The organism is Streptomyces canus, assembly GCF_001514145.1.
In the GTDB taxonomy this organism is placed as follows: Bacteria; Actinomycetota; Actinomycetes; order Streptomycetales; family Streptomycetaceae; genus Streptomyces; species Streptomyces canus.
In genome coordinates, this window is the sequence record NZ_KQ948660.1 from 286,641 (window position 1) to 310,205 (window position 23,565).

The window sequence follows — 23,565 nt, forward strand, 5'->3', positions numbered from 1 at the left end:
CGTGCCTCGTTCTTGACTTTGCGTATCTGCTGTTGAGCAGACTGCCACCAAGGTGCTTATTACCGCTGGGAAACGGTGTATATGCGCTGCGTACACGTCAGTCGAGGGCCCCCGGTCCGACCGCGCCCGGACATGCGGCCGCGCGGGGCGGCGGAACCCGGCGACGCCCGATGTACGGACGTACGGTTCCGTCGCCCCGCGCGGACCAGCGGCTCCCGGACCGGTCTTTGGGGACTGACGGTGCGGCGGCTGTGTGGTGCGTGGTGCGGGTCGTGCTGTCGGCGGTGCGTGCCGTGGAACTGCGGCTCAGTGAGCCACGGCGCGCGCCATCGGTCCTCGGCGCGGTTGCATCGGAACGCCGCGAGCGGGTTCCGGTGCGGGCCTGGCTCCCGGGGCGGCCTGGCGGCCGGCGGGTGCCGGGCTACGACGTGGCTGTGCGGCCACACCGTTCTGGACGTCCATCACGGCGTGCGCGACGAGACCGCCCATCGGGTCGTGCCTGATGAGGTCCCGCAGCCGGGACCTCGAGGACCGTCCCTCGTTGCCCGGATACAGGTGCTTGCCGAGGCCGACCGCGTGTGCCAGGGCGGCGAGCGCGGCGGTCCGCGGGTCCGGCGGTACGCCGGTGCGGATCGCCGAGTCCAGACGGGACTTGATCTCCCGGCTGATCTCGTTGTCCGTCGCCTGGTAGCGGGTCGTCGGCAGCACTCCGCACATCTGACCCGCCACGGCATGAACCATGCCGCACCGCTCCAGATGCGAGAGGTATGTCTGGCGGAGCCCCAGTCGCGGCCCGCCGATCCAGTTCACTGCCCGCACGGGAGCGCCACGCCTTCGCAGCAACTCCAACGCGCAGTCCAAAGTCGGATCTCCAGTCGGCCGTGGGGCTACCACGGCGATACGATCCCCGTCTGGGGCTATCCGTCCGGCCAGCGCCAGCTCCACTAGCTGTGCTCCGGCCAGACCGAGGTCGAGCGACTGCGGCTGTGCGGTGGTACCCGTGGTCGGGTCCAACGCCAGCAGCAGAAGCTCCTCCGGAAGTGTTCTGCGGCTCCTGCCCATCCATGCCTCCCCGCGTGGATGACAGACAGGGTGACCCCTCTCACATTGGTCTGTCGAGGGTGCGTGACCTGTTTGTAGTGGAACCGGTAGGTATGTCGTTCTCGTCTACCGCTTGGGACAGGGCCACACACAGGACACTGGTACATGGTTCGGACAGCGTGGTGTGGCGGCTGCCCGTACGGCGATTCAACGGTTCGGCAGACGCAGGGTGACGGATACCGATCACCCGCGGCACATGGAGGAGGCATCGGTGGCGGGCGAGTCCCCCGACAGGTCGAAGCAGCGCGAGTCGTCGGCAGAACCGACGTCGGGGAGCGCGAGTCCGGTTCCCGAGGCGAGGAGTTCCGCCCGCGATCCCCGGCTGGCGGTGGCACGGGAGTCCATCTCCCTCGGCGGTGTCGACACGGCCACGCGGGTCTTCTCGGTACGTGACCTCCCACAGACCCCCGAGAAGCCCGCCGAGAGCCCCGCAGAGGCCGCAACGGGCGGATCCGACACGGGGAGGCCGGACGAGGCCCCCTCGGCCGCGGAGAAGCGCCCTGAGGACGCCGAGGGAGCGGAGAGCCCGGAGGACTCGGCCACGACGGAGAGCCCCGGCGACTCCAGCGCGGCGGGAGACGCGGGCGGCACGGACACGACGGACGACCCCGATGATTCCGGCACGGCCGAGAACTCCGACGACTCCGACACAGCGGGAAACCCGGACGCCACGGATACGACCGACGACCCCGACGATTCCGGCACGGCCGAGAACTCCGACGACTCCGACACAGCGGGAGAAGCGGGCGGCACGGACGCGACTGAGGAACCGGACGATTCGGCCACGGCCGAGAGTTCCAGCGACTCCGGCGCGCCCGACGCGCGACTGCGGGACGCGGTGGCGGCGTGGGTCCGCACAGGGGACGAGAAGACCGGGCCCGAGGGCAAGGACGCCGAGTCCACCGACGACGCCTCCTCGGACGAGTCCGCCCCGGACACCGCGCCGAAGTCCCAGTCGGAGACCGACAGCAAGCCGGAGCCGGCCACGGAAACCGACGCGGCAACCGACACCGACGCCGCCGAGACGGCCGTAGCCGACGCCGAGGACCACGTCCCGGACACCGGCGACTCGGATTCGCGCCCCGCCCCCACCGACCCGCAGACGGACGACGAGCCCGGCGACGACGGCGAGACCCCCGACGACGGTGGGTCCGGTGACGCGGACGTGAGCGACAAGCGTCCCGTCGACCAGCCCACCGCCGTCTTCAAGGCGCCCCGGCCCCCCGTGGACCAGCCCACCACCATGCTGAAGCTCGGCAAGGCGGCGGAGGCACCGGCAGAGCCCAAGGATGCCGAAGCACCCCGCAAGCCGGAGACCCCCGCCGAGCGGACGAGCAAGTTCGTCGCGTTGAAGGCCCTCGACGAGCCGCGTGAGTCGCGCCCGAAGCCGGACGTGACCGCCGCCGTCCCCCAGGTCGGCCAGGTCGGCCCGGAACGGACCACGCAGCAGCCCCTGCCGCCGAAGCCGCCCCTCGACCTGCTCGCGGAGCTCACCAACACTCCGCCGCCCCCGCCCAGCCCCCTGCGCACCCTCGGCCGCCGGGTCAAGATCTGGACCCCGATCCTCATCCTCCTGGTCGTCGCGTTTGCGATCGCGCAGTCCCTGCGCCCGCTGCCGACCCCCACGCTCAGCCTCACCGCCGAGGACTCCTACACCTTCGACGGCAGCAAGGCCACCCTCCCCTGGCCCACCCAGGGCCAGGGCTGGCTGGACGTCAACGGCGTCGGCACGATGGGGAACTTCGGCAAGCAGACCCCCGTCGCGATCGGCTCCGTGGCCAAGGCCATGACTGCCTACATCGTCCTGAAGGACCACCCCCTCAAGTCCGGCGAGGAGGGCCCGAAGATCACCGTCGACGCGCTCGCCGAGAAGGAGGGCGGCTACAACAAGCAGGGCGAGTCCACCCTCAACACCGTCAAGAAGGGCGACGTCCTCACCGAGCGGCAGGCGATCGCGGCGATCATGATCCCCTCCGCCAACAACATCGCCCGGCTGCTCGCCCGCTGGGACTCCGGTTCCGAGGCGGCGTTCATCAAGAAGATGAACGACACCGCCGAGGAACTCGGCATGAAGAACACGAAGTACACCGACGCCTCGGGCCTGAAGGAGACCACCGTCTCCAGCGCCGAGGACCAGGTGAAGCTCGGCAACGAGCTGGTGAAGATCCCGGCACTGGTGGAGATCACGTCCATGGGACAGTGGATCGATCCGTCCGGACAGAAGTGGTACAACTACAACTATCTGGTCCCTTACACCGGCATCGGCATCAAGACCGGCACCACCACCGCAGCCGGCGGCAACCTCCTCTTCGCGGGCCGCAAGGAGGTCGGCGGGGAGACCGTCACCGTCGTCGGCGCGATCCTCGGCCAGCACAAGGCGCCGATCATCAAGACCGTCAACGACGTCAGCAAGGTCGCACTGCTCGCCGCCGAGGACGCCCTGACCTCGGCGAAGATCCTGAAGAAGGGCGATGTCGTCGGGTACGTGGACGACGGCCTCGGCGGCCACACCCCCGTCGTGCTGACCAAGGACGTCACCGCCGTCGGCTGGTCCGGCTACAAGGTGAAGCTGTCCTTCGCCGCCGACGACGTACCGCACACCGCGAAGGCCGGCACCAAGGTCGGCAGCCTCACCGTCGGTGACGGCGAGGGCGGCGCGGTCAAGGTGCCGGTCACCCTCCAGAAGGATCTGACCGAACCGGGATTCTCCGACAAGCTGACCCGCGTCGGCTGATCCCGAACCGGGACGGACACCTCACGCGGTCCACCGGCCGGACCCCGCCCGGGTTCCGGACGGCGGGCCGCGTGCTAGCGTCACGAACCGGGGCAGGTCGACGCTGGGGCGCGGCCGGGACATGAAGACGGGACACCACGGGGAGTGCCTTCAGGTGGCCACTGCGGAGCCGACACGCGCCGACGACACCGACCCGGGCCCGGGTACCGGCCCGCGAATACGCGAGCCCGCAGAACCTGAGACCGGGAACGGCAGCCCTCCCACGGGCCTCAGGGCCAGGACCTGGACCGTTCTCCTCGCGCTGCGTGAGCGGCTGCTGCGCCACCCCGTCCTGTCCATGACCGCGCTCTCCGGCGTCCTCCACATCGTCTGGTTCTTCACGTTCGCGAACAGTGGCGGCGACCTCGCGGCGCAGGACGCGTGGGCCGAGTTCGTCGGCCGGCACCCGGACTCCGCGTACAACCTGGCCTGGTACGGCGGCATGCACCCGGTGTCGTACAGCATCGTCTCGCCGTATCTGATGTCGGTCCTCGGCGTCCGTACGACGATGATGCTGGCCGGGACCGTCTCGGCCGGGCTGCTGACGCTGATCCTCCTCCGCAGCCGGTCGGTGAAGAACCCCCTGTGGGCCTCGCTGGCGGGCGTGTACGCGTTCCTGTGCAACGCGGCCTCGGGCCGGGTGACCTTCGGACTGGGCACGGTGTTCGCGCTCGGCGCGGTCGCCGTCGTCTTCTGCTGGCCGCACCGCTGGCGCTACAAACGCTGGGCGAAGGCCCTGTGCGCGGCCACGCTCGCCGCGCTCGCGACCATGGCCTCACCGGTCGCCGGCCTGTTCGTGGGCCTGGTGGCGGTCGCCCTCTTCCTGCAGAAACGGCGTCCCGGTGCCTGGGCGCTGGGCATCGCTCCCACGGCCGTCGTCGCCCTGTCCGCCTGGCTCTTCCCGTTCGCCGGCACCCAGCCGATGAAGATCGCCTCGGTGCTCCTGCCGCTGGCCTACGGCCTCCTGGTCTTCCTCCTCGTCCCGCGCGAGTGGACGACGGTCCGGATCACGGCCGGCGTCTACAGCCTGTCGGTCGTCCTGGTCTGGCTGGTGAGCTCCCAGATCGGCTCCAACATCTCGCGCCTGTCGATGCTGTTCGCGGGGGTGGCGCTGGCGGCCGCGCTGCCGTTCGCGGTGCCGCGCACCCGCAAGTGGTACGCCCTCGTCGTCGCCTTCGCCGGCTTCACCACCTGGATCGGCTTCAAGTCCGTCGACGACGTCGTCCACACGACCCCCACGGCGTCCTGGGCACGCGAGCTGGCCCCCCTCGTCAACGAACTCCAGGAGGTCGGCGCCGAGAAGGGCCGCGTCGAGGTCGTACCGGCCGCCTCCCACCGCGAGGCGTCCGCGCTCGCGCCGTACGTCAACCTCGCCCGGGGCTGGAACCGGCAGGCCGACATGGAGCGCAACCCGCTTTTCTACGACGACACCCTGAACTCCGCGAACTACCACGAGTGGCTCCAGCGCTGGGCCGTGCACTTCGTGGTCGTGCCGAAGGACGAGCCCGACGGGGACGGGGGCGAACGGGAGCGGGAGCTGGTCCAGCGCGGGATGCCGTATCTGAAGCAGATCTGGGGCGACGCGAACTGGCAGCTGTTCCAGGTGACCGACCCGGCGCCGCTCGCCTCCCCGAACACGGTCGTCGACCGGGCCGCGCAGGGCGAGATGACCATGCGCGTGAAGAAGGCCGGGCGCATCCTCATCCGGATCCCCTACTCGCCCTGGCTGTCGATCGTGGACGCGGAGGGAAACAAGCTGAAGCCGCCGCAGGAGACGGACGCGTCGAAGGAGCGGGAGGACGGGGAGCCGAAGACCTTCGACAACGTCAACGGGTGCCTGATGGAGACGCCGGAGGACGCGGACGGGGACAAGTGGACGATGCTGCTCGCGCCGAAGGCGGGGACGTATCGGCTGGCTGCGCCTTATACGGTGCCCCGTGGGACGCCTTGTCCGGATGAGTTGAAGTGATCAGCGCAGCGTGATCAGCGCAGTTGATCCACATGGGCCTCCGCGCCCGGGACTGTCGGGACGAAAAGCGCCTGGCGTCGATCACCTCCAGCACCGGTCCCCGGTACGTACTCACCGGACTTCAGACGGAGTCGAACCGAATCCCTCTCCACATCTGATGCTCAGTCAGGTAGACCGGGCTCATGACAGAGGATGCGACGTACACCGATGAGACCCTCAGCCGCACGTATGCGGAACTGGCCGCCGTCGGCCCCTATGGAGCCGACCTCGGGCATGCCCTGATCACCATGGTCGAGCCGCACCCGGGCCAGGAACGACAGTACAATCGTTGGTACGAAGACGATCACTTCATTGCCGGCGCGATGGCCATGCCATGGATGTACGCGGGCCGCCGCTGGGTCGCCACCCGGGACCTGCAACTCCTGCGCTACCCCGCGGCCTCCTCGGTCGCACAGCCGGTGACGGCAGGGTGCTACATCTCCGTCTACTGGATGACCGCCGGCCGCTACAACGACCACATGCGGTGGACCGTGAGCATCAACAAACGTCTCAACCGTGACCACCGCGTCTTCCAGGAACGAACGCACGTTTTCACCGCCTTCCAGGACCACGCCGTGACGGTCTACCGCGATGGCGACCACGGCCCCCGAGACATCCACGCCCTCGACCACCCCTACACCGGGCTCATCGTCGAGGTCATCGACAGCAACTCCCCCGACCTACGTGGGGAACTGCTCGCATGGCTGCGCGACGACCACCTTCCGAAACGGCTGGCAGGCTCGACCGCGGCCCTGGTGACCGCCTTCGCGCCGACGCCGTTGCCCCTGGACCGGATGACCTATGTCAAACAGGTCGAGGGGGTCGGGACCCGGCTGACCCTGCTGTGGTTCCTCGAAGACGATCCGCGCGGCAACTGGCGCGACCACTTCGCGGACCTGGACACGGCGGTGGCGGCGTCCGGGCTGGGCGAGGTGCAGTTCGTAGCACCGTTCATACCAACGGTGCCCGGGACCGACCGCTATGTGGACGAGTTGCGGTGAGCCCAGGCCCGGCAGCGCGACCGAGGTTCGGGGTGGCACGCTCTGGTGAACAGCACTGATGGTGCGGTCAGTTCGATGTTGTCACCTGTCAGCCCGGGCTCCTGTCGTGGCGATCCGTGACACCGCCCGCGACGGCCGCTTCAGGACGGCCGTGTCGGGGTCATGGAGAGCGGCACGGCGCACGCTGTTCCCAGGGCCACGAGGCGAGAATGCGGGGTGACCTTCGACACATCGGAGGTCTTCCGCCGGGCCGACGGTTTCATCCTTCACTCATTTCCCCGCCAGTTGCTTCCAGTGCACTGTTCCCGCAGGACGGGCACGTGTCACCCGACCTCTGACGCAATGTCATGTCAACGATCCAGGGCATGAGTTGTGCGGAACGTCTACGTCCGGGGAACTTCGACGGTTGCCGACAAACACCCTCATGGGCCGTTTCAGCCTCTAGTCTGCTGCCAGACCCCCACAGGGCCTTCCCCCGCGGCATGGGCGGGATTCCCGCCCGTACCACTGAGAACAGGCGGCCGAGGGCATGCAACCACTGCACCCAGAAGATCCCGAGCAGCTAGGGCCCTACCGTCCGGTGGCCCGTCTTGGAGCAGGCGGGATGGGCCGGGTCTATCTGGCCACCTCGTCGGCCGGCCGCACCGTCGCGGTCAAGGTCATCCGTCCCGAGATGGCCGAGGACAAGAACTTCCGCATCCGCTTCCGGCGCGAGGTGGCGGCCGCGGCGGCGGTCGGCGGCGCCTACACGGCGTCCGTGGTGGACGCCGCTCCGGACGATCGGACGCCATGGCTCGCCACCGCCTACGTACCCGGCCCCACCGTGGCCGAGGCGGTCGCCGCCCACGGGCCGCTGCCGGTGGAGACGGTCCTCGCGCTGGGCGCGGGCATCGCCGAGGCGCTGATCGCGGTGCACGCCGAAGGGCTGGTGCATCGCGACCTCAAGCCGTCCAACGTGCTGCTCGCGGCGGACGGTCCGCGCGTCATCGATTTCGGCATCGTCCGGGCCCGGGACGGCTACCAGCTCACCGGCTCCGGCGGCCTGTTGGGCTCGCTCGAGTACGTCTGTCCCGAACAGGCCACCGGCGACCCGGTGGGACCGGAGGGAGACGTCTTCTGTCTCGGCTCGGTGCTCGCGTTCGCGGCGTCGGGACACGCGCCGTTCAGCGGGGCCTCCGCGGCCGCCCTGCTCTACCAGGTGGTCCACGGTTCGGCCGATATGACCCGGGTGCCCGAGCCGCTGGACAAAATCATCAGCCTCTGTCACGCCAAGGACCCGGCCCTTCGCATCAGCCCCGACCGGCTCTCTGCGGCCTGTGCGCCGGGCGGTGCCGACCAGGTGCTGACGGAGGGCTGGCTGCCCGCGCGGGTGGCCGCCATGGTCGACGACCGCCGGGCGGCCGCGACGGATCTCGAGCGTCTCGCGCGGACCCTGACGTCCGCACGGCCCGCGGCCGACGCAGCCGCCAGGGCCTCCATCGCGTCCGGGAGACACGGGCCGGGCCGGACGCCGATGGGACCGTCGTCGCGCGGCACCGACAGCAAAGCCGGCGCGGCGGATGCAGACCGCATCCGCCCGGCCGGGGACACCGACAACCGCGCCGCCGGTGGAGCCGGAGCCACCGGTGGAGCGCCGCCCACCGCCGATCCGCCGGACCGGAGACCCCCGGCGGCCGCGGCCGAATCGGCGGAACCGGCGGAACCGGCGACGGAACGTTCCGCCGCACCCGCGCACCGCCGTGCCCCCGAACGCTCCCGTATCGGTCGGCGCACCCTCCTCGCCGTGACCGCGGGCGCGGCCGTCGTCGGGGGCACCGCCCTCGTCGTCCGGGGAAGGGCCGGCAGGCAGCCGGCCCGCCGGCCCGGCCCCGCCCCCGAACCGACCTGGGTGTACCGCGGCGGCCCACTGCTCCAGACCCCGGCCGTCTTCAACGACGGCACGGCCCTGCTGAAGAGCCGCCCGGGCAACATGATCTGCCTCGACCTGAGGAACGGATCCCAGCCCGAATGGGTCTACCAGGGCATCAGCGTCTCCCCCAGTCCCGTCCTGCTGGCCAACGACGCCGCGGTCGCCCTCGGCACCGGTGCGACGGTGATCGGCGTCGACCTGGACGGCGGCACCGAGAAGTTCACCCTCGACTTCGGCCCGGACTGCCAGTTCGATCAACTCCTCGGCGGATACGACGGCTATGTCATCTCGGTCCTCGGCGCCAAGCTGGAACGCCGGTCAGAGGAGCAGGGCGTCGCGACCTCCACCAGCGCGGTCTTCGGCGTCGACCTCAGGGCCCGGCGCGCCGTCGTCATACCGATCGACCCCGAGGACGTCGGCGTTCCCCTCAAGCCCGTCATCACTTCCGACTACTTCGTCTACGCCGACGGGCTGCGCAATGTCACGGTCCGCAGCACCCGCGAGGACGGTGGCCTGCGCTGGCGGCACCCGGTGGGCTACGACCTGCGGCCGGGTCTCGCGGTGCTCGGCCGAACTGTCTTCGCCATAGGCTCCGAGTTCATCGCCCTGGACCTCGCCACCGGAAAGCTCCGCTGGAAGGTGAAGGCGGAACGCGGCGCGTTCGCCTCCCTCGGGGCGGGCGGCAACACGGTCTACGCCACGGGCACCGATCCCGACGGCGTCCACGCCTTCAACGCGGCGACCGGCGCCCGGCGCTGGTTCTGCGAGACCCCCCGCCTCAACGTCGACCATCCGGTCGCGGTGGGAGCGCACACCGTCCACGTGCCGGCCTTCGAGAACAGGAACGGCTTCTACGCGATCGACGCCGCCTCCGGCCGTCTGCTGTGGAACTTCACCGACGGCCGCGAGACCGGCGTCAACGACTGGCAGCTCTCCTGCGACGGGGCCGGACACCTCGTGGCCCAGCACTTCGACCGGGCCTACGGACTGCCCGTCACCTGAGGAACTTGCCCCGGACAGCCACTGCCGGCGAGCCATCGGCGGGCGGGCGGTGAGCCTCCTTGTGCGGCGGCGCGGTTCAGTCGTTCGGCGTCCTGGAGATGGCTTTGGGCCAATTGCCCCCCGGCCCAGTACGCGGCCCGCACCTCCCCCTCCGCGAAGTCCCGGCGCGGCAGACGCGGGCCGAGGGACTCCTCCAAGGCGTGGAAGTACAGCTCGAACGTGCTCGTCAGTTCGGGGTGGTTCAGCTCGGCACGGCGCACGGCCCGGTTGAGGAGGTCCAGCTCGCCGCCCCGCAGACAGGGAGCACGGCCGCGCTCGTACCGGATCAGCTCCAGCACACCCCAGTCGTCGTCGACGCGGCGACCGTCCCGCATGCACGGCGCAGGACCGTCACCTGCAACGGGTCTTCATCTTCCCCTTCGCCTGCGGACGGATCAGTGCAGCTGCGTCAGCTCGGCGCGTTCCCCTTTGTCGCTGGGACCGCGTGAGCCGGCGATCACGGAAACGTCACAGGCACCGATCGAGACCGCTCTTCGTCGGGCGCACGGTGGCGGACACACCGGGATGACGGCGTCCACACAGCACATTCCGGCAACAACGCGCCTTCGCGGCGGTTCGGGTCGGGTGGCACTCAGTACGTTCTGCCGACCTTGGAACGGCGGATCGAGGAGTGCGCGCGTGTTCAACCGGAACCGAGTCCTGAGAAGAGTGGCCGCTGTCGCCTCCATATCCCTGCTGACGGGCTGCGGCATGGTCTCCAGCAGCGCGGGGGCCGACAGGCCGATAGTCGTCGGGACGACCAGTACCCCCAGCACCCTCGATCCCGCCGGATCGTGGGACGGCTCCTGGGAACTGTTCCGGAACATCTACCAGACACTGCTCGCCTACCCCAACGGGGCCATCACCCCCCAGCCCGACGCTGCCAAGAGCTGTGCCTTCACGGACTCGGGCAACCGCACCTACCGATGTGAGCTGCGCTCCGGCCTGAAGTTCACCGACGGCGACACACTTGACGCACGGGCCGTCAAATACTCCATCGACCGGATCCGGGCCATCAACGCGCCGAGCGGGCCGGCCGGACTCCTCGGCAGCCTCGACCGGGTGCAGACGCTCGGCGACCACGAGGTGCTGTTCCATCTCAACAAGGCCGACGCCACCTTCCCGCTCGTGCTCGCGACCCCGGCCATGTCGATCGTCGACCCTGACGACTACCCCGCCAAGTCGCTGCGCAAGGAGGAGTCGGTGCACGGCTCCGGGCCGTACACGCTCAAGTCCTACGAGGACGGCAGGCAGGCGGAACTGGTCCGCAATGATCGCTACCACGGTTTCGCCGATCGGCAGAACGACGCGGTGACCATCCGCTACTTCCATGATTCGGCCACGATGGTCGCAGCCCTTCGGTCCGGGGCGATCGATGTCACCTACCGCGGTCTTGCGGCGTCCGACATCGTCGCCCTGCAGTCCTACAGAACCTCGGACCTGCAACTGATCGACGGAACCGGTATCAACATCAACTATCTGGTGTTCAACCCCAAGGCGCCATGGGTCAGGATTCCGGCCGTACGCAAGGCCGTTGCCCAGATCGTGGACCGTCCCGCCATCGCCTTCAAGGTCTACCAGGGCACCGTCGACCCGCTCTACTCCATGGTCCCGGCCGGGCTGACCGGCCACACCGCCAGTTACTTCGACGCATACGGCGACCCGAGCGCCTCCAAAGCCCGCAAGATCCTTGCTGACGCCGGCATTACCCAGCGCGTCCCGCTCACCTTCTGGTACACGACCGACCGCTACGGCTCGGAGACTGCGAAGGAGTTCAAGGAACTCAAGCGGCAACTGGACCGCTCGGGCCTGTTCGCCATCACCCTCAAGAGCCGGCCGTGGAAGACGTATGTCGCCGGTTACCAGAGGGGCGAGTACCCGGTGTTCGGGCGCGGTTGGTCCCCCGACTTCCCCGACGCCGACAACTTCATCGACCCCTTCGTCGGCGACCACAACACCCTTGGCACGCCCTACTCGTCGCCGGTGATCACCGGCAGGCTGCTGCCCGAGTCGCGCGCCGAGAGCGATCGCGGCGCGGCCGTCGGGGACTTCGAGGAGGCCCAGCAGATCCTCGTCGACGACGCCCGCCTGATCCCGCTCTGGCAGGGGCGGCAGTACATCGCGGCCAGTGACGGCATCTCCGGTGGCGAACAGGTGCTCGACCCTTCGACGATCATGATGATGTGGGAGCTGCACCGCAAGGTCAGTTGGTGAATCGGCCGCCCGGCGCTGTTCGCCGGTGCCACCTGATGCGAAGCCGCCTTGCGCAAAGTGAAAGCGCTCAGGCCGGTGGCCGCAGGTGTTCAGCCGGGGTATCGGGAAACTGGCCGCCGACAGGGAATCCGGGGCGCACGACGAGGACTTCTTCTTCGTCGAACTGGAACCGGGTGACGCGCTCCATGTGCCGGCCCGCCTGCGCGACACCCTGCACCGCTCCCGGCTGCTCAACCCGGGGGACTGCACGTGTCACCCGGCCGGTCGGCCGGTCGGTGAGGAAGCACCGCCTTGTCCACGGGTATGCCCAGCCTGTCGGCCACCGCGGTGAGCGCGGGTCCCAGTTCGAGCTCGATTCGAGCGACGGCATGTCGATCACCTCGGGTCACGTCCGGGTGATGATCAGCACGGGCTTTCAGGAAGTCTCCGACCTGCCCGTCACTGAGGTCGGCGTCACCGTCCGGGTTGATACCGGCAGCCACCGGCGCGAAGTCCGGATCGGCCTGCTCCAGCCGACGGGCCACTTCCTTGCGCGAAGTGAGCACGCCACACCCGAGGCACACCACCCGCTCCAGGCTGCCGTGGAGTTCCACGACTCCCTCGCTGCCCGCGGCCTGGTGCAGCCCGTCCGCGTTCTGGGTGATCACACCCGAGAGCAGCCCATGCCGCCCGAAAGCGGCCGTCGCCCGGTGCCCCGCGCCCGCGCACTGCCCGTGAAGTCCTGCTAGAGCATCGGCGTATGGCGGCTCAGGCTCCCACCCTCACCGCGGTAGTCGGGAATGCCCGACTCCGTGGAGATGCCCGCGCCACTGAGTACAGCTGTGCCGCTGATCGAGGAGCGCGCCGTTCGCCTGGCCGGCCCTGTCGCTCGGGACGTGACAGCTCATGCAGACGCGTGCCGCGTGGCGCCGCTTCCCCCGGTGCGGGAACTCGGCAACCGGCCCGTCCACATCGGTGGACTCCAGGGTGGGTCTCTTCTGACATGGGACCTTCCCTCCTCCAGCACTCGCCCATACTCTGACGCCCCGTCAGATAATGTGCCAGAGCAGGGAGGCCGCCGGTATGTCACTTCTCTCCGGGAAGACCGTCGTCGTGTCGGGCGTCGGCGCCGGGCTCGGTCATCAGGTCGCCGCGGCCGTCGTGCGGGACGGCGGGAACGCCGTGCTGGGGGCGCGGACCGAGGCGAACCTCGCGAAGAGTGCCGTCGAGATCGATCCGGACGGGGCGCACACGGCGTACCGGTCGACGGACATCACCGACGAGCAACAGTGCGTGCGGCTCGCGGAGTTGGCGGTGGAGCGGTTCGGGCGGCTGGACGCGGTCGTGCAGGTGGCCGCGTGGGACAGCTACTTCGGGGGGCTCGAGGACGCGGACTTCGCGACCTGGCAGTCGGTCATCGACGTGAACCTGCTGGGGTCGCTGCGGATGACCCGGGCCTGTCTGCCGGGGCTGAAGGCGGCGGGCGGCGGTTCGGTGGTGTTCGTCGGGACGCAGTCGGCCGTGGCCGCCCCCTCACAGGTTCGGCAGGCCGCGTACGCCGCCTCGAAGGGGGCGCTGACCAGCGCGATGTACTCGATGGCGCGGGAGCTCGGACCACACCGGATCCGGGTCAACACCGTATTGCCGGGCTGGATGTGGGGGCCGCCGGTGCAGGCGTACGTGCAGTTCACGGCGCATACGGAGAAGGTGCCGGAGGCGGACGTACTCAAGCGGCTCACCGACCGGATGGCCCTGCCCGATCTCGCGACCGACGGGGATGTGGCGGACGCGACGGTGTTCCTGGCCTCGGACCGGGCGCGGGCGATCACCGGACAGTCGTTGCTGGTCAACGCCGGGGAGCTGATGCGGTGAGTTCATGTAGGTGAACACAGGCCATCATCACGAATATCTTTACCTCCCCTTGACCCTACACCAGCTTGTCGTGTCCACGCGGTGGCGCCCACGATGAGCGCCGGGCTGATCCCTGGGAGGGCGCATATGAACGGTCTCGACTGGGCCGTGCTCATCGGCTATTTCGGCGTGATGGTCGCGATCGGCGTCTGGTCGCACAAACGGGTGGACGACGTCAGCGACTTCTTCACGGCCGGCGGCAAGATGCCGTGGTGGCTGTCGGGCATCTCGCACCACATGTCGGGCTACAGCGCGGTGATGTTCACCGGGTACGCGGGCATCGCCTACACGTATGGCGTCACCTCGTTCGTCACCTGGTCCTTCCCCATCGCACTCGGCATCGCCATCGGCTCGAAGCTGTTCGCGCCGCGTATCAACCGGCTGCGCTCACGGCTCCATGTGGCTTCCCCACTCGAATACCTCAAGAACCGCTACGACTTGAAGACCCAGCAGGCGCTGGCCTGGTCGGGCATGCTGCTGAAGATCGTGGACGTGGGTGCCAAGTGGGCCGCGATCGCGACCCTGTTGTCCGTGTTCACCGGGATCTCGCTCAACCAGGGCATCCTGATCACCGGCGCCATCACGGCCATCTACTGCACGATCGGCGGTCTGTGGGCCGACGCGCTCACGGAGTTGGGCCAGTTCGTCATCCAACTCCTCGCCGGTATCGCGATGTTCATCGCCGTCGTCCTCAAGCTCAACGACAAGGGCATCGGCTTCTTCGGCGCCTGGGACGAGCCCGAGCTCAAGGGGCACGGAGAGCCGCTGGTGGGGCCGTACGGCACGGTCTTCCTGCTCGCCTTCCTCTTCATCAAGCTCTTCGAGTACAACGGCGGCATGCTCAACCAGGCCCAGCGCTACATGGCCACGGCGAACGCGCACGAGGCCGAGCGCTCGGCACGGCTGTCGGCGATCCTGTGGCTGGTGTGGCCGGTCGTCCTGTTCTTCCCCATGTGGATGTCGCCGCTGCTGGTCGAGTCGCAGAAGACGGACGGCTCCGACTCCTACGGCCTGATGACCGAACAGCTGCTCCCGCACGGCCTGTTGGGCCTGGTGATCGTCGGCTTCTTCTCGCACACGATGGCCATGTGCTCCTCCGACGCCAACGCGATCGCGGCCGTCTTCACCCGGGACTGCGCGCCGGTGGTGTGGCGCAGGGCACGCAGCTGGAGCCAGGGTCAGGGCCTGCGGGTCGCGCGCATCACGACGGTCGTCTTCCTCGGCCTGTCGATGGCGGCGGCGACCCAGGTCAACTCGCCCACCTTCAAGGACATCATCACGGTGGTCATCAGGTGGGTCGCCGGTCTGATGGGCCCGATGGCGATCCCGATGATGCTCGGCCTGCTCCGCCCCTTCCGCCGCTCCGGTCCCACGGCCGCGCTCACCAGCTGGTCGATGGGTCTGCTCGCCTTCTGGCTGGTCAACTACCCGATCAGCTGGAACGTCGAGGGCGGTGTCCCGCTCCAGTACCAGGTCTCGATCCCGCTCGTGGTCTCGCTGATCCTGTACATCCTCGTCGGCTTCATCAAGCCGGAGGACACCCCGGAGCGCCTCGCGATCATCGAGAAGATCAACACGGACGGGGACGGGGCGGCGGCCGCGGCGATCCCGACTCCGGTGGGCCCGGCGGACCGTACACCGGTGAAGGACTGACCTCGGCCCCCTTGAAGCACCAGACCTCCTCAAGGCATGTGATCCCCTCAACCACCCGATTCTCCTGGGTGGTTGAGGGGATTGCTTTTGCCGGATCATTGCCGCCTGTGTACTTCAGAGTTCCCACAGCTGCTGTGTGATCACTGTCATGAACCTGAGCCACCCCCCAACGGGCGTACGGGCGGCCGCCCTTGCCACCTGCGCCCTGCTCCTGGTCGCGGGCCGCGCCGATGCCGCCTCACCCGCCCACCCCCACGACCACCTCAGATCAGGGCCGGTCGACCCCACGAGGACCACCGCCGTCACCGCCCTGACCGCCCAGGACGACGGCGACGGCGGCGACGGCGACGGCACCGACCGCGACGACCCGACGGCCGGGTTCGCCCAGCAGGCCCGTATGAAGACGGCTCCCGGCGACTCGATCGGCCCCGGCGCGCTGACCCACGCCTACGCGCAGGCAGGGAAGCTGCCGACCGTGCCGACCCGGTGGTCGGAGGTCACGAACGTCCCGCTCCAGCAGGAGGACAAGGAGTACGCCGACCCCGTCGCCTCGAACTTCGGTTCCGGGTTCGGCCTCGTCAGTGGCCGGGTCTCCTCGCTCGCCGTCGACGGGCACACCGTGTACGAGGGCGCCGCCGACGGCGGCCTGTGGCGCTCGGGCGACGACGGGCGGCACTGGAAGCCCCTGTCCGACCAGCAGCAGACCCTCGCCATGGGCGCCCTGGCCGTGAACCCCGCCGACCACTCCCTGTGGATCGGCACCGGCGAGCCCAGCAACTCCGGCGACTCCTACACCGGCCTCGGCATCTACCGCTCCACCGACCGGGGCAACACCTGGAAGCAGGTGGGCAGACGGATCGACGGCAGCATCGTCCCCCGCATCACCTTCGACGGCCGGGGGAACGTCTACGCGGCCACCAACGAGGGCGTCCTGCGCCGCGCCGCCGACGACATCACCACCGACTGGACGGTCGCCCTCGCCCCCGGCGACCCGGACACCAGTTGGTCCTCGGCCGCCACCGACGTCGCCGTACGCCCCGGGACGGGCGGACGGCAGGTGACCGCCGTGATCGCGCGTCAGTTCGTCGCCGCCGGCGACGCGAACGGCGTTTACCAGTCCGACGACTTCGGAAGACCAGGCACCTGGCACAAGGTCACGGTGACCGGCGACCTGGCAGACGTCACCCCGGGACGGTCGACCCTGTCGTACTCGGCCGACGGCCGTGAACTGTTCGCCCTCGTGGGCGACGCCACGAACGGCAGCAGCGACGGCGACGTCTTCCGCTCGGCCACCGGTGACGCGGCCGGGCCCTGGACGACGGTCGCCGACGAGGACGTCCTCAAGGCATCGGGCGCGCAGAACAGCGACGCGGCCGGCGCCGCCTGGTACAACCAGTACGTCGCCGTGGACCCCGCCGACCCCGACCACGTGTACGCGGGCTTCTCCGAGGTGTTCGAGAGCTGGGACGCCGGGAAGACCTGGGCGACCATAGGCCCGTACTGGAACTACGGCCTGAAGTGCTACACCAACGGCCTGATAGCGGGCGGCTGCCCGATGACCACCCACGCCGACCAGCACGCCATCGCCTTCGGCCCCGGCCACCGCGTCTACTTCGGCAACGACGGCGGCGTCTACGAGCGCTCGGCGACCCTGCGTCCTGACCCCGAGCTGCCCTCGAAGGGCTGGACCAACCTCAACCAGGACCTGCGCACGCTCCAGTACTATGACGCCGCCTACGGGACCGACCCGAAGACCGGCGCCCTGTCCACGTGGGGCGGCACCCAGGACAACGGCAACGTGCTGAGCCTGCCCGGCGCCCGGGAGCTGTACCAGCCCTCGGGCGGCGACGGCGGTTTCGTCCTCGTCGACCCGGCCGATACCGATCGCGCCGTCAACGAGTACGTCGACCTGGACATGAGCCTGACCACCAACGGCGGCCGCTCCGACGGCACCACGCCCTCCTTCACCGGCATCTCCCCGGCCTGCGACTGGAACGCCGACCTCAAGGGCTGCGACCCGGGCCCCGAGTTCATCGCCCCCTACACCTCCGACACCGCCGACGTGAACCACTGGGTCGCGGGCGGCCGTTACGTGTGGGACAACGCCGGCAAGGGCTGGGACACCCGCTGCACCGCCGACTCCTGCGACTGGACCGCCGTCCACGACACCGGCGAGGACCACTCCGTCACCGCCCTCGGCGTGAACGGCTCCGTGACGTACGCGGGCTGGGAGGACTGGAGCGGCGAGCAGTACGCCAGCGGCATCGACACCGACGCGGGCGGCACCTGGCACCGGCTCACCGCGCCGCTGCCGAACCGGTACGTCACCTCGCTCACCGTCGACCCGCGCGACGCCCGCCATGTCTGGGCCACGTACGGCGGCTTCACCCGCTCCTACGTCTCCGGCGCGGGCGAGGGCCACGTCTTCGAGAGCACCGACGGCGGCACCACCTGGGCCGACCGCACCGGCGACCTGCCGGACGCGCCGGCCGGGGCGCTCGCCCTGTGGCACGGCCACGTGGTCGTCGGCACGGACGTCGGCGTCTTCGCCGCCGCGCCGACCGCGACCGGCTCGTACACCTGGTACCGGCTCGGCGGCGCACTGCCGCACGCCGGAATCGTCTCCCTGGACGTCTCCCCCGACGGCGGACGCCTCCTGGTGGCGACACACGGACGTGGACTCTGGTCCGCGCAGGCACCGCTGTAACGGGTCGGGGGCGGGCATCCGGTCACGGGATGCCCGCCCCCGACCGCGGTCCTGTGGACGACGTGCTGAGGGCGATCGGGTGGACGTCACCCCCGCGGGTATCGCGCCAGCCACCCGGGAGACGCCCCCGCCGGACCATGCAGCGCGGGCCCCTGGGTCATCTCCATGGCGAAGTCGTCGGCGAGTTCCAGCAGGGTGGGACGGCCCTCCAGTTCGGCCAGCCAGGCCGGCGGGAGGGCCGTCTCGCCGTGCAGGGCGCCCAGCAGGCCGCCGGTGAGGGCGCCGGCCGCGGCCGAGGGGCCGTCGTGGTTCACGGCGAGGCACAGACCGTGCCGTACGTCCTCCCCGACCAGCGCGCAGTACACGGCGGCGGACAGCAGCCCGTCCGCCGAACCGTCGGCGGCCAGCTCCTCCACCCGCGCCGGGGTGGGCATCCCCTGCCGTACGGCACCCAGTGCGTGCTGGAGCGCGTCCGAGACGGGTTCGTGTCCGGGCCGCGCGGCGAGCAGTGCGAGCGCCCGCTGCACCGCCCCGTCGAGACTGTCGCCGAGGGCCAGCGCGTGCACGATCACGGCGTACGCGCCCGCCGACAGATAGGCGACGGGGTGCCCGTGGGTCTGCGCGGCACACTCGACAGCCAGCTGTACGACGAGCTGGGGCTCCCACCCGACCAGCAGCCCGAAGGCCGCGGACCGGGCGGTGGCCTCGGGCCCGAGCTCGTTCGGGTTCTTGGGCGACTCCAGCGTCCCCATGGTGTCGTCGCCGAACCCGAGGAGAAGGGACCGGGTCGGGTCACGGCGGGCGTACAGCCACTCCTCCCGGGCCAGCCACCCGTCGTCCTTGCGCCGCTCGTCGGGCCCCCAGTCCCGCTGGGTGGCGGCCCATCGCAGATACGCCCGGTGCAGATCGGTGGGCGGGTGCCAGGCGCCGGTGTCCCGTCGGACCTGGGCCCGTATGAGCCCGTCCACGGTGAAGAGGCTGAGCTGGGTGAGATGAGTGACGGCGCCGCGTCGGCCGTACCCGAATCCGAGGTCCACGAGCCCCTCGGCGCCGTACGCCTCCCGGATCTCGTCCAGTCCGAGTCCGTCGATCGGCGCGCCCAGCGCGTCACCCACGGCCACCCCGAGGAGCGTCCCACGCACCCGGCTTCGGAAGTCCTGCTGCTCGGCACGCCCCCAGACGACGGCCCCGGCTGTCGCACCCACCAAGACCTCCCATGGCGACCGTCCGTATGTACGACGCTCAGCACTGTAATCGACGGGGGGTGGGAGGTTCAGGGGGCGTGTGGGTATGCGGGGTGAGACCCGGTTGGTCCTCGAAGTGTGGTTATCGCCTGGAAACCGCAGGTCACCGGAAGGCGGCGGCGTTGCGGGCCGCCCAGTCGGCGAAGCTGCGGGGCGGACGGCCGAGGACCCGCTCGACGTCCGGGCTGACGCGCCGCAGGCCCGGTGACGGGTCGCCGAGGATGTCGAGGGTGGCGTCCGCGACCGGCTCCGGCATGAACCGCACCATCTCCGCCCTGGCCTCGCTCCGGGTCTGCTCGACGAACCGCACCGGCTCACCCACCACGTCCGCGATCGCGGCGGTCTGCTGCCGGGGGGATATCGGGGCGGGCCCGGTCAGTTCGTGGACGCGCCCGGCGTGGCCGGGATCCCGCAGCGCCACGGCGGCGACCTGGGCGATGTCCTGCGGATCGACGGTCGGCAGCGCGACGTCCCCGAACGGCGCCGCCACCGCCCGCTCTTCACGCACCGCTTCGGCCCACTGGAGGGTGTTGGAGTGGAACCCGCCGGGCCGCAGCATGGTCCATTCGAGGCCCGACCGCCTTACGGCGTCCTCCAGTGCGGAGGGATGGTCGCCGGTGGCGACGCCCTGCGAGGACAACAGCACGACCCGCCGGACACCGCCGGCCCGGACGACTTCGAGCACGTCGTCGAGGTTGCCGCCTTGCGTCACGAAGTCGCCGGAGGTCAGGAGGAAGAGCGCTTCGGCCCCGTCGAGGGCGGGTTTGAGGGTCTGGGGTGCGGCGAGGTCGGCCTGGTGATGCCGTAGCCCTGCCGGGCGTTCCCGGGGACTCCGCCGGGAGACGGCGGTCACCCGCTCCCCCGTCGCGAGGAGTTCCCTCACGAGGGGCCGCCCGACGTTCCCCGTAGCACCGGTCACCACGATCATGTTGCTCCCCTTTTTCCGAGGTCCTGGACTGGTTCCTGTGGACACACGGCGAAGCTACTATCGGGACGACAGTAGGTACCTAGAGGAAAGTAATGGCGGAGAGGGTTGATGTGACGGAGACCACTACACGCGGCCGCGGGCCCAGGACCGATGTCCCGCCGGAGAACGCCTGCCCCATCGCCCCCGTGGTCGACATCGTCTTCAGCCGCTGGACCACACCGATCCTCTGGGCCCTCCACGAGTACGGCCGCCAGCGCTTCGTGGAAGTGGAACGCCGGATCGCCACCATCTCCCCCAAGGTCCTGACCCAGCGCCTGCGCCAACTGGAACGCGACGGCCTGGTCCACCGCACGTACCACGCGGAGGTCCCGCCCCGCGTGGAGTACGAGATCACCGAACTGGGCCGCAGCCTGGCCCCGCTGTTCGCGACGCTGGCGGAGTGGTCACCGAATCTGGAGAGGGTGGAGGAGGCTCGGCGGGCTTATGACGCCAGGGACCCTGCCTGCCGAGCCCGGAACGGGTCGTGATCCTGGTGCACCCGGGCAATAGGGGCTGAGGATTATCCGGCGACCCTCCGCACCTGGTCCCGCACCGCACGTGCCCGCTCGTCGTCCGGGTTCGATGCGCATGCGCGTTCCGCGTCGGCGAGGGCCGCGTCGAGGGCGGCGAGGGCGAGGTGGGTTTCGGCTCGGCGGCACAGGGCCCAGGTGTAGGTGGGGTCGAGGTCCAGGGCGCGGTTCAGGGCGGTGAGTGCCTCCGCGAAGCGGCCCAGTCGGGACAGGGCAGCGCCTCGGCTTGCGTGGGCCGAGGCGTAGTCGGGGGCGAGTGCGAGTACGTGATCGTAGTCGCGGAGGGACTCCTCGAGGCGGCCGGCGTTACGGAGGGCGTCGCCGCGCTCGCAGCGGCCCCAGGGCCAGTCCGGCTGGAGGGTGACCGCTCGGTCGAGGTCGGCCAGCTGGCGGGCGGGGTCGCCGAGGCCACGCCATACGCGGGCGCGGCGGACCAGGGCCCAGGTGTAGTCGGGTTTGAGGTCGAGGGCCCGGTCCAGGTCCGCCAAGGCGGAGTCGAGTTCACCCCGGGTCAGGCGGACGGCGCCTCGGGACGCCCAGGCCAAGTGGTGGGTGGGGTCGAGTCGGATCCCCGTGTCCAGGTCCCTGAGCGCTTCGTCGCCGTGGTTCAGCACCCTGTGGTACTCGCCCCGCACCGAGTGGGCGGAGGCGTTGGCCGGCTCCAGCGCGAGGGCCTGGTCCAGGTCGTCGACCGCCGCTTCGTAGTCGCCGAGTTCGCCGCGCACGTAGGAACGGCCGCGGTAGGCGCGCGCGAGCCCGGTATTCAGCGCCACCGCCTGGTCGTACTCACGCAGTGCCTCCTCCAGCGCGCCCAGGCGGCGTAGCGCGCTGCCGCGTACCACTCGGGCGTGTGCCTGGGCCGGTTCTTCGAGGGCCGCCCGGGACAGCAGTCGGGCGAGTGCCGCGGGAACGCCGCCCTCGGTGAGCGTCCGGGACAGTTCGCTCCCCCACCGGGACACCGCTTCCATGTGGCCGTCCCGGCCCGCGTCCAGCAGGGTCCGCGCCCATCGGCCCGCGGTGACATCGTCCGTGTCACAGGCGTCCATGAAGTCCCGCAACACCAACGGCAGCGCGACACGCGCTTGAGCGCACAGCAGGTGGTAGGACTCGGCGAGGCGCAGCTCCCGCCACTCCTCGTCCGCCCACAGCTCCCCGTCCGGGCGCCCGGCTGCGGACTCCGCCCGCCACTCGCCGAATATCCGGGCAAGACGCTCCTGTTGCTGGACCCAGCCGCGCGGCGACCGCCCGCGCTGCATCCGCAGCATCGCCTCCCGTACCAGGTCGTGGTAGCGGAGCCGGTCGCCGCGGTCGGTGACGAACGGCAGGGACCGCAGCCAGGCGAAGAGCTGTTCCGCCTCGTCGTCCGGGCAGTCCACGGCCGCCCGGAACACGTCCATGTCCAGTTGGCGGGGCAGCGAGCACGCGAGGGCCGCGGATCGCCGTACCGGATCGTGTTCCCACTTCAGGAAGCGTTCTACGGCCGTCGCACTGGGGTCGCCGATGTCCTCGGGGTCGGTGGGGCGCTGCTCGGCGAGGGTCGACACCAGGACGGGCAGTCCGCCCGTGAGGCGCAGCACCTCCTCCACCACGGGCTCGGCGACCACTCCCTTGCCCGCCAGCAGGCCACGGGCCTCCGCCTCCGTGAACGGTCCGAGGGGCATGTCCGTCATGAAGTCGGCGAAGGCGCCCCAGCGGGCGGTGTCGAAGGGGCGTTGGCCCGCCGTCACCACGACGACCGTCGCCGGGAGGGTGCCGTACCGGTCGCCGGTCATGACCTCGTGCAGCCAGCCGTCGAGGAATTGGCCGGTCCGTTCGTACGTGTCGAAGAAGAGGACGATCCAGGGGGCCGCGGCCGCCGCGTCGGTGAGTTCGTTCAGAAGCACCGGGGTGAGTATCTGTTCCGGGTGCATGACCAGTTGGACGTCTTCCTGGCTGCGGAAGCGTGCGCTGAGCCCGGCCCGCAACCGGTCTGCTCCCTGGGCGAGTTGAGCCGCGTCCAGGGCTCCCGCGAAAGCTCCCACGCCCGGCACCATTCCCAGTCCGGCCAGTCCTGCCCGCGCCGCGGCCATGCTGCCCGCCGACGGTCCTTCGGGCTCCGCTTCGAGGGTGGCGACGGCGGCGGCCTCCGCCTCGCGCCGGCGCTCGCGGTGGGTGGCGAGGAGGCGTTCCAGTTCCTTGAAACGGCAGCCCTGGTCGCCCAGTTGGCGGCCGATCTCCGACATCGCCTCCGGCACGCTGCCGACGCTCTCGTCGACATAGACCGTGAACGCGCCTTTCTCGCGGGCCACTTGCTCCAGTTCCCGGACCAGGAAGGTCTTCCCGACACCGGCGTTGCCGTGCACATGGAAGAGGAACCGGTGCCGCTCGTCCTCGGGCGCCAGGTCGAGGTTGCGTCGGAACGCCGCCCGCTCGTCACTCCGCCCCACGAAGCCGGCGCGCCTGCGCTGCCGGATCAGCTCCTGCATCGACGGCCGCACCGCCATCCGATCACCCCCGTCATGCAAACACCCCGAAGTCTGGCAGAGGT

Annotated in this window: 14 protein-coding genes and 1 pseudogene; 9 read left to right on the forward strand and 6 right to left on the reverse strand. The window is 70.2% G+C overall.

What is annotated here, in order from left to right:
- Positions 1-306: 306 nt before the first annotated feature.
- Positions 307-1,062, reverse strand: a complete 756-nt coding sequence (locus AQJ46_RS18095) for a GOLPH3/VPS74 family protein (protein WP_057608460.1) — start codon at positions 1,060-1,062, stop codon at positions 307-309.
- 235 nt (positions 1,063-1,297) lie between these two features.
- Between AQJ46_RS18095 and AQJ46_RS18100 the strand changes: the two genes are divergently transcribed.
- The 4 genes from AQJ46_RS18100 (at position 1,298) to AQJ46_RS18115 (ending at position 9,794) form a co-directional block, all read left to right on the forward strand.
- Entirely contained in the window at positions 1,298-3,835 is a 2,538-nt protein-coding gene (locus tag AQJ46_RS18100; protein WP_063803818.1) for a D-alanyl-D-alanine carboxypeptidase, read from the forward strand.
- 154 nt (positions 3,836-3,989) lie between these two features.
- Entirely contained in the window at positions 3,990-5,843 is a 1,854-nt protein-coding gene (locus AQJ46_RS18105; RefSeq protein ID WP_059206854.1) for a hypothetical protein, read from the forward strand.
- A 182-nt stretch (positions 5,844-6,025) separates the two neighbouring features.
- On the forward strand, positions 6,026-6,883 hold the full coding sequence (locus tag AQJ46_RS18110) for a hypothetical protein (RefSeq protein ID WP_059206574.1): 858 nt from the start codon (positions 6,026-6,028) through the stop codon (positions 6,881-6,883).
- Between the two features lie 604 nt (positions 6,884-7,487).
- Complete coding sequence (locus tag AQJ46_RS18115) at positions 7,488-9,794, forward strand: protein kinase domain-containing protein (RefSeq protein WP_404828451.1); 2,307 nt, start codon at positions 7,488-7,490, stop codon at positions 9,792-9,794.
- On the opposite strand, the gene AQJ46_RS18120 is transcribed toward AQJ46_RS18115, so the two are convergent.
- Complete coding sequence (locus tag AQJ46_RS18120; protein ID WP_059206576.1) at positions 9,773-10,168, reverse strand: hypothetical protein; 396 nt, start codon at positions 10,166-10,168, stop codon at positions 9,773-9,775. The two genes, AQJ46_RS18115 and AQJ46_RS18120, sit on opposite strands and share 22 nt — an antisense overlap.
- A 304-nt stretch (positions 10,169-10,472) precedes the next feature.
- On the opposite strand from AQJ46_RS18120, the gene AQJ46_RS18125 reads away from it, so the two are divergent.
- The gene (locus AQJ46_RS18125) at positions 10,473-12,047 is read left to right on the forward strand and encodes an ABC transporter substrate-binding protein (RefSeq protein ID WP_059206577.1); all 1,575 of its coding nucleotides are present in this window, start codon (positions 10,473-10,475) and stop codon (positions 12,045-12,047) included.
- 230 nt (positions 12,048-12,277) lie between these two features.
- Here the strand turns inward: AQJ46_RS18125 and AQJ46_RS52265 are convergent.
- A pseudogene (locus AQJ46_RS52265) lies at positions 12,278-12,873 on the reverse strand (Sir2 family NAD-dependent protein deacetylase); the annotation flags it as partial.
- Positions 12,874-13,109: 236 nt separating this feature from the next.
- On the opposite strand from AQJ46_RS52265, the gene AQJ46_RS18135 reads away from it, so the two are divergent.
- The 3 genes from AQJ46_RS18135 to AQJ46_RS18145 all read left to right on the forward strand — a co-directional run bounded on the left by AQJ46_RS18135 (position 13,110) and on the right by AQJ46_RS18145 (position 18,297).
- On the forward strand, positions 13,110-13,898 hold the full coding sequence (locus tag AQJ46_RS18135; protein WP_059206579.1) for an SDR family oxidoreductase: 789 nt from the start codon (positions 13,110-13,112) through the stop codon (positions 13,896-13,898).
- A 126-nt stretch (positions 13,899-14,024) separates the two neighbouring features.
- Positions 14,025-15,590 carry a sodium:solute symporter family protein gene (locus tag AQJ46_RS18140; RefSeq protein ID WP_059206580.1) on the forward strand — a complete coding sequence of 522 codons (1,566 nt, stop codon included), beginning with the start codon at positions 14,025-14,027 and terminating at the stop codon, positions 15,588-15,590.
- Between the two features lie 148 nt (positions 15,591-15,738).
- Entirely contained in the window at positions 15,739-18,297 is a 2,559-nt protein-coding gene (locus AQJ46_RS18145; RefSeq protein WP_059206581.1) for a beta propeller repeat protein, read from the forward strand.
- 86 nt (positions 18,298-18,383) lie between these two features.
- Here AQJ46_RS18145 and AQJ46_RS18150 read toward each other — a convergent pair whose 3' ends face one another.
- Together AQJ46_RS18150 and AQJ46_RS18155 are read right to left on the reverse strand one after the other, a co-directional pair.
- Positions 18,384-19,502, reverse strand: coding sequence for an ADP-ribosylglycohydrolase family protein (locus tag AQJ46_RS18150; protein ID WP_059206582.1), 1,119 nt, complete (start codon positions 19,500-19,502; stop codon positions 18,384-18,386).
- Positions 19,503-19,644: 142 nt separating this feature from the next.
- A complete protein-coding gene (locus tag AQJ46_RS18155; RefSeq protein WP_059206583.1) occupies positions 19,645-20,469 on the reverse strand; it encodes an NAD(P)H-binding protein in 825 nt (274 codons plus the stop codon).
- Between the two features lie 92 nt (positions 20,470-20,561).
- On the opposite strand from AQJ46_RS18155, the gene AQJ46_RS18160 reads away from it, so the two are divergent.
- Positions 20,562-20,996, forward strand: a complete 435-nt coding sequence (locus AQJ46_RS18160) for a winged helix-turn-helix transcriptional regulator (protein WP_059206584.1) — start codon at positions 20,562-20,564, stop codon at positions 20,994-20,996.
- Positions 20,997-21,028: 32 nt separating this feature from the next.
- On the opposite strand, the gene AQJ46_RS18165 is transcribed toward AQJ46_RS18160, so the two are convergent.
- Positions 21,029-23,521: a tetratricopeptide repeat protein gene (locus AQJ46_RS18165; RefSeq protein ID WP_063803819.1), complete on the reverse strand. Its 2,493-nt coding sequence runs from the start codon at positions 23,519-23,521 to the stop codon at positions 21,029-21,031.
- Positions 23,522-23,565: the final 44 nt, after the last annotated feature.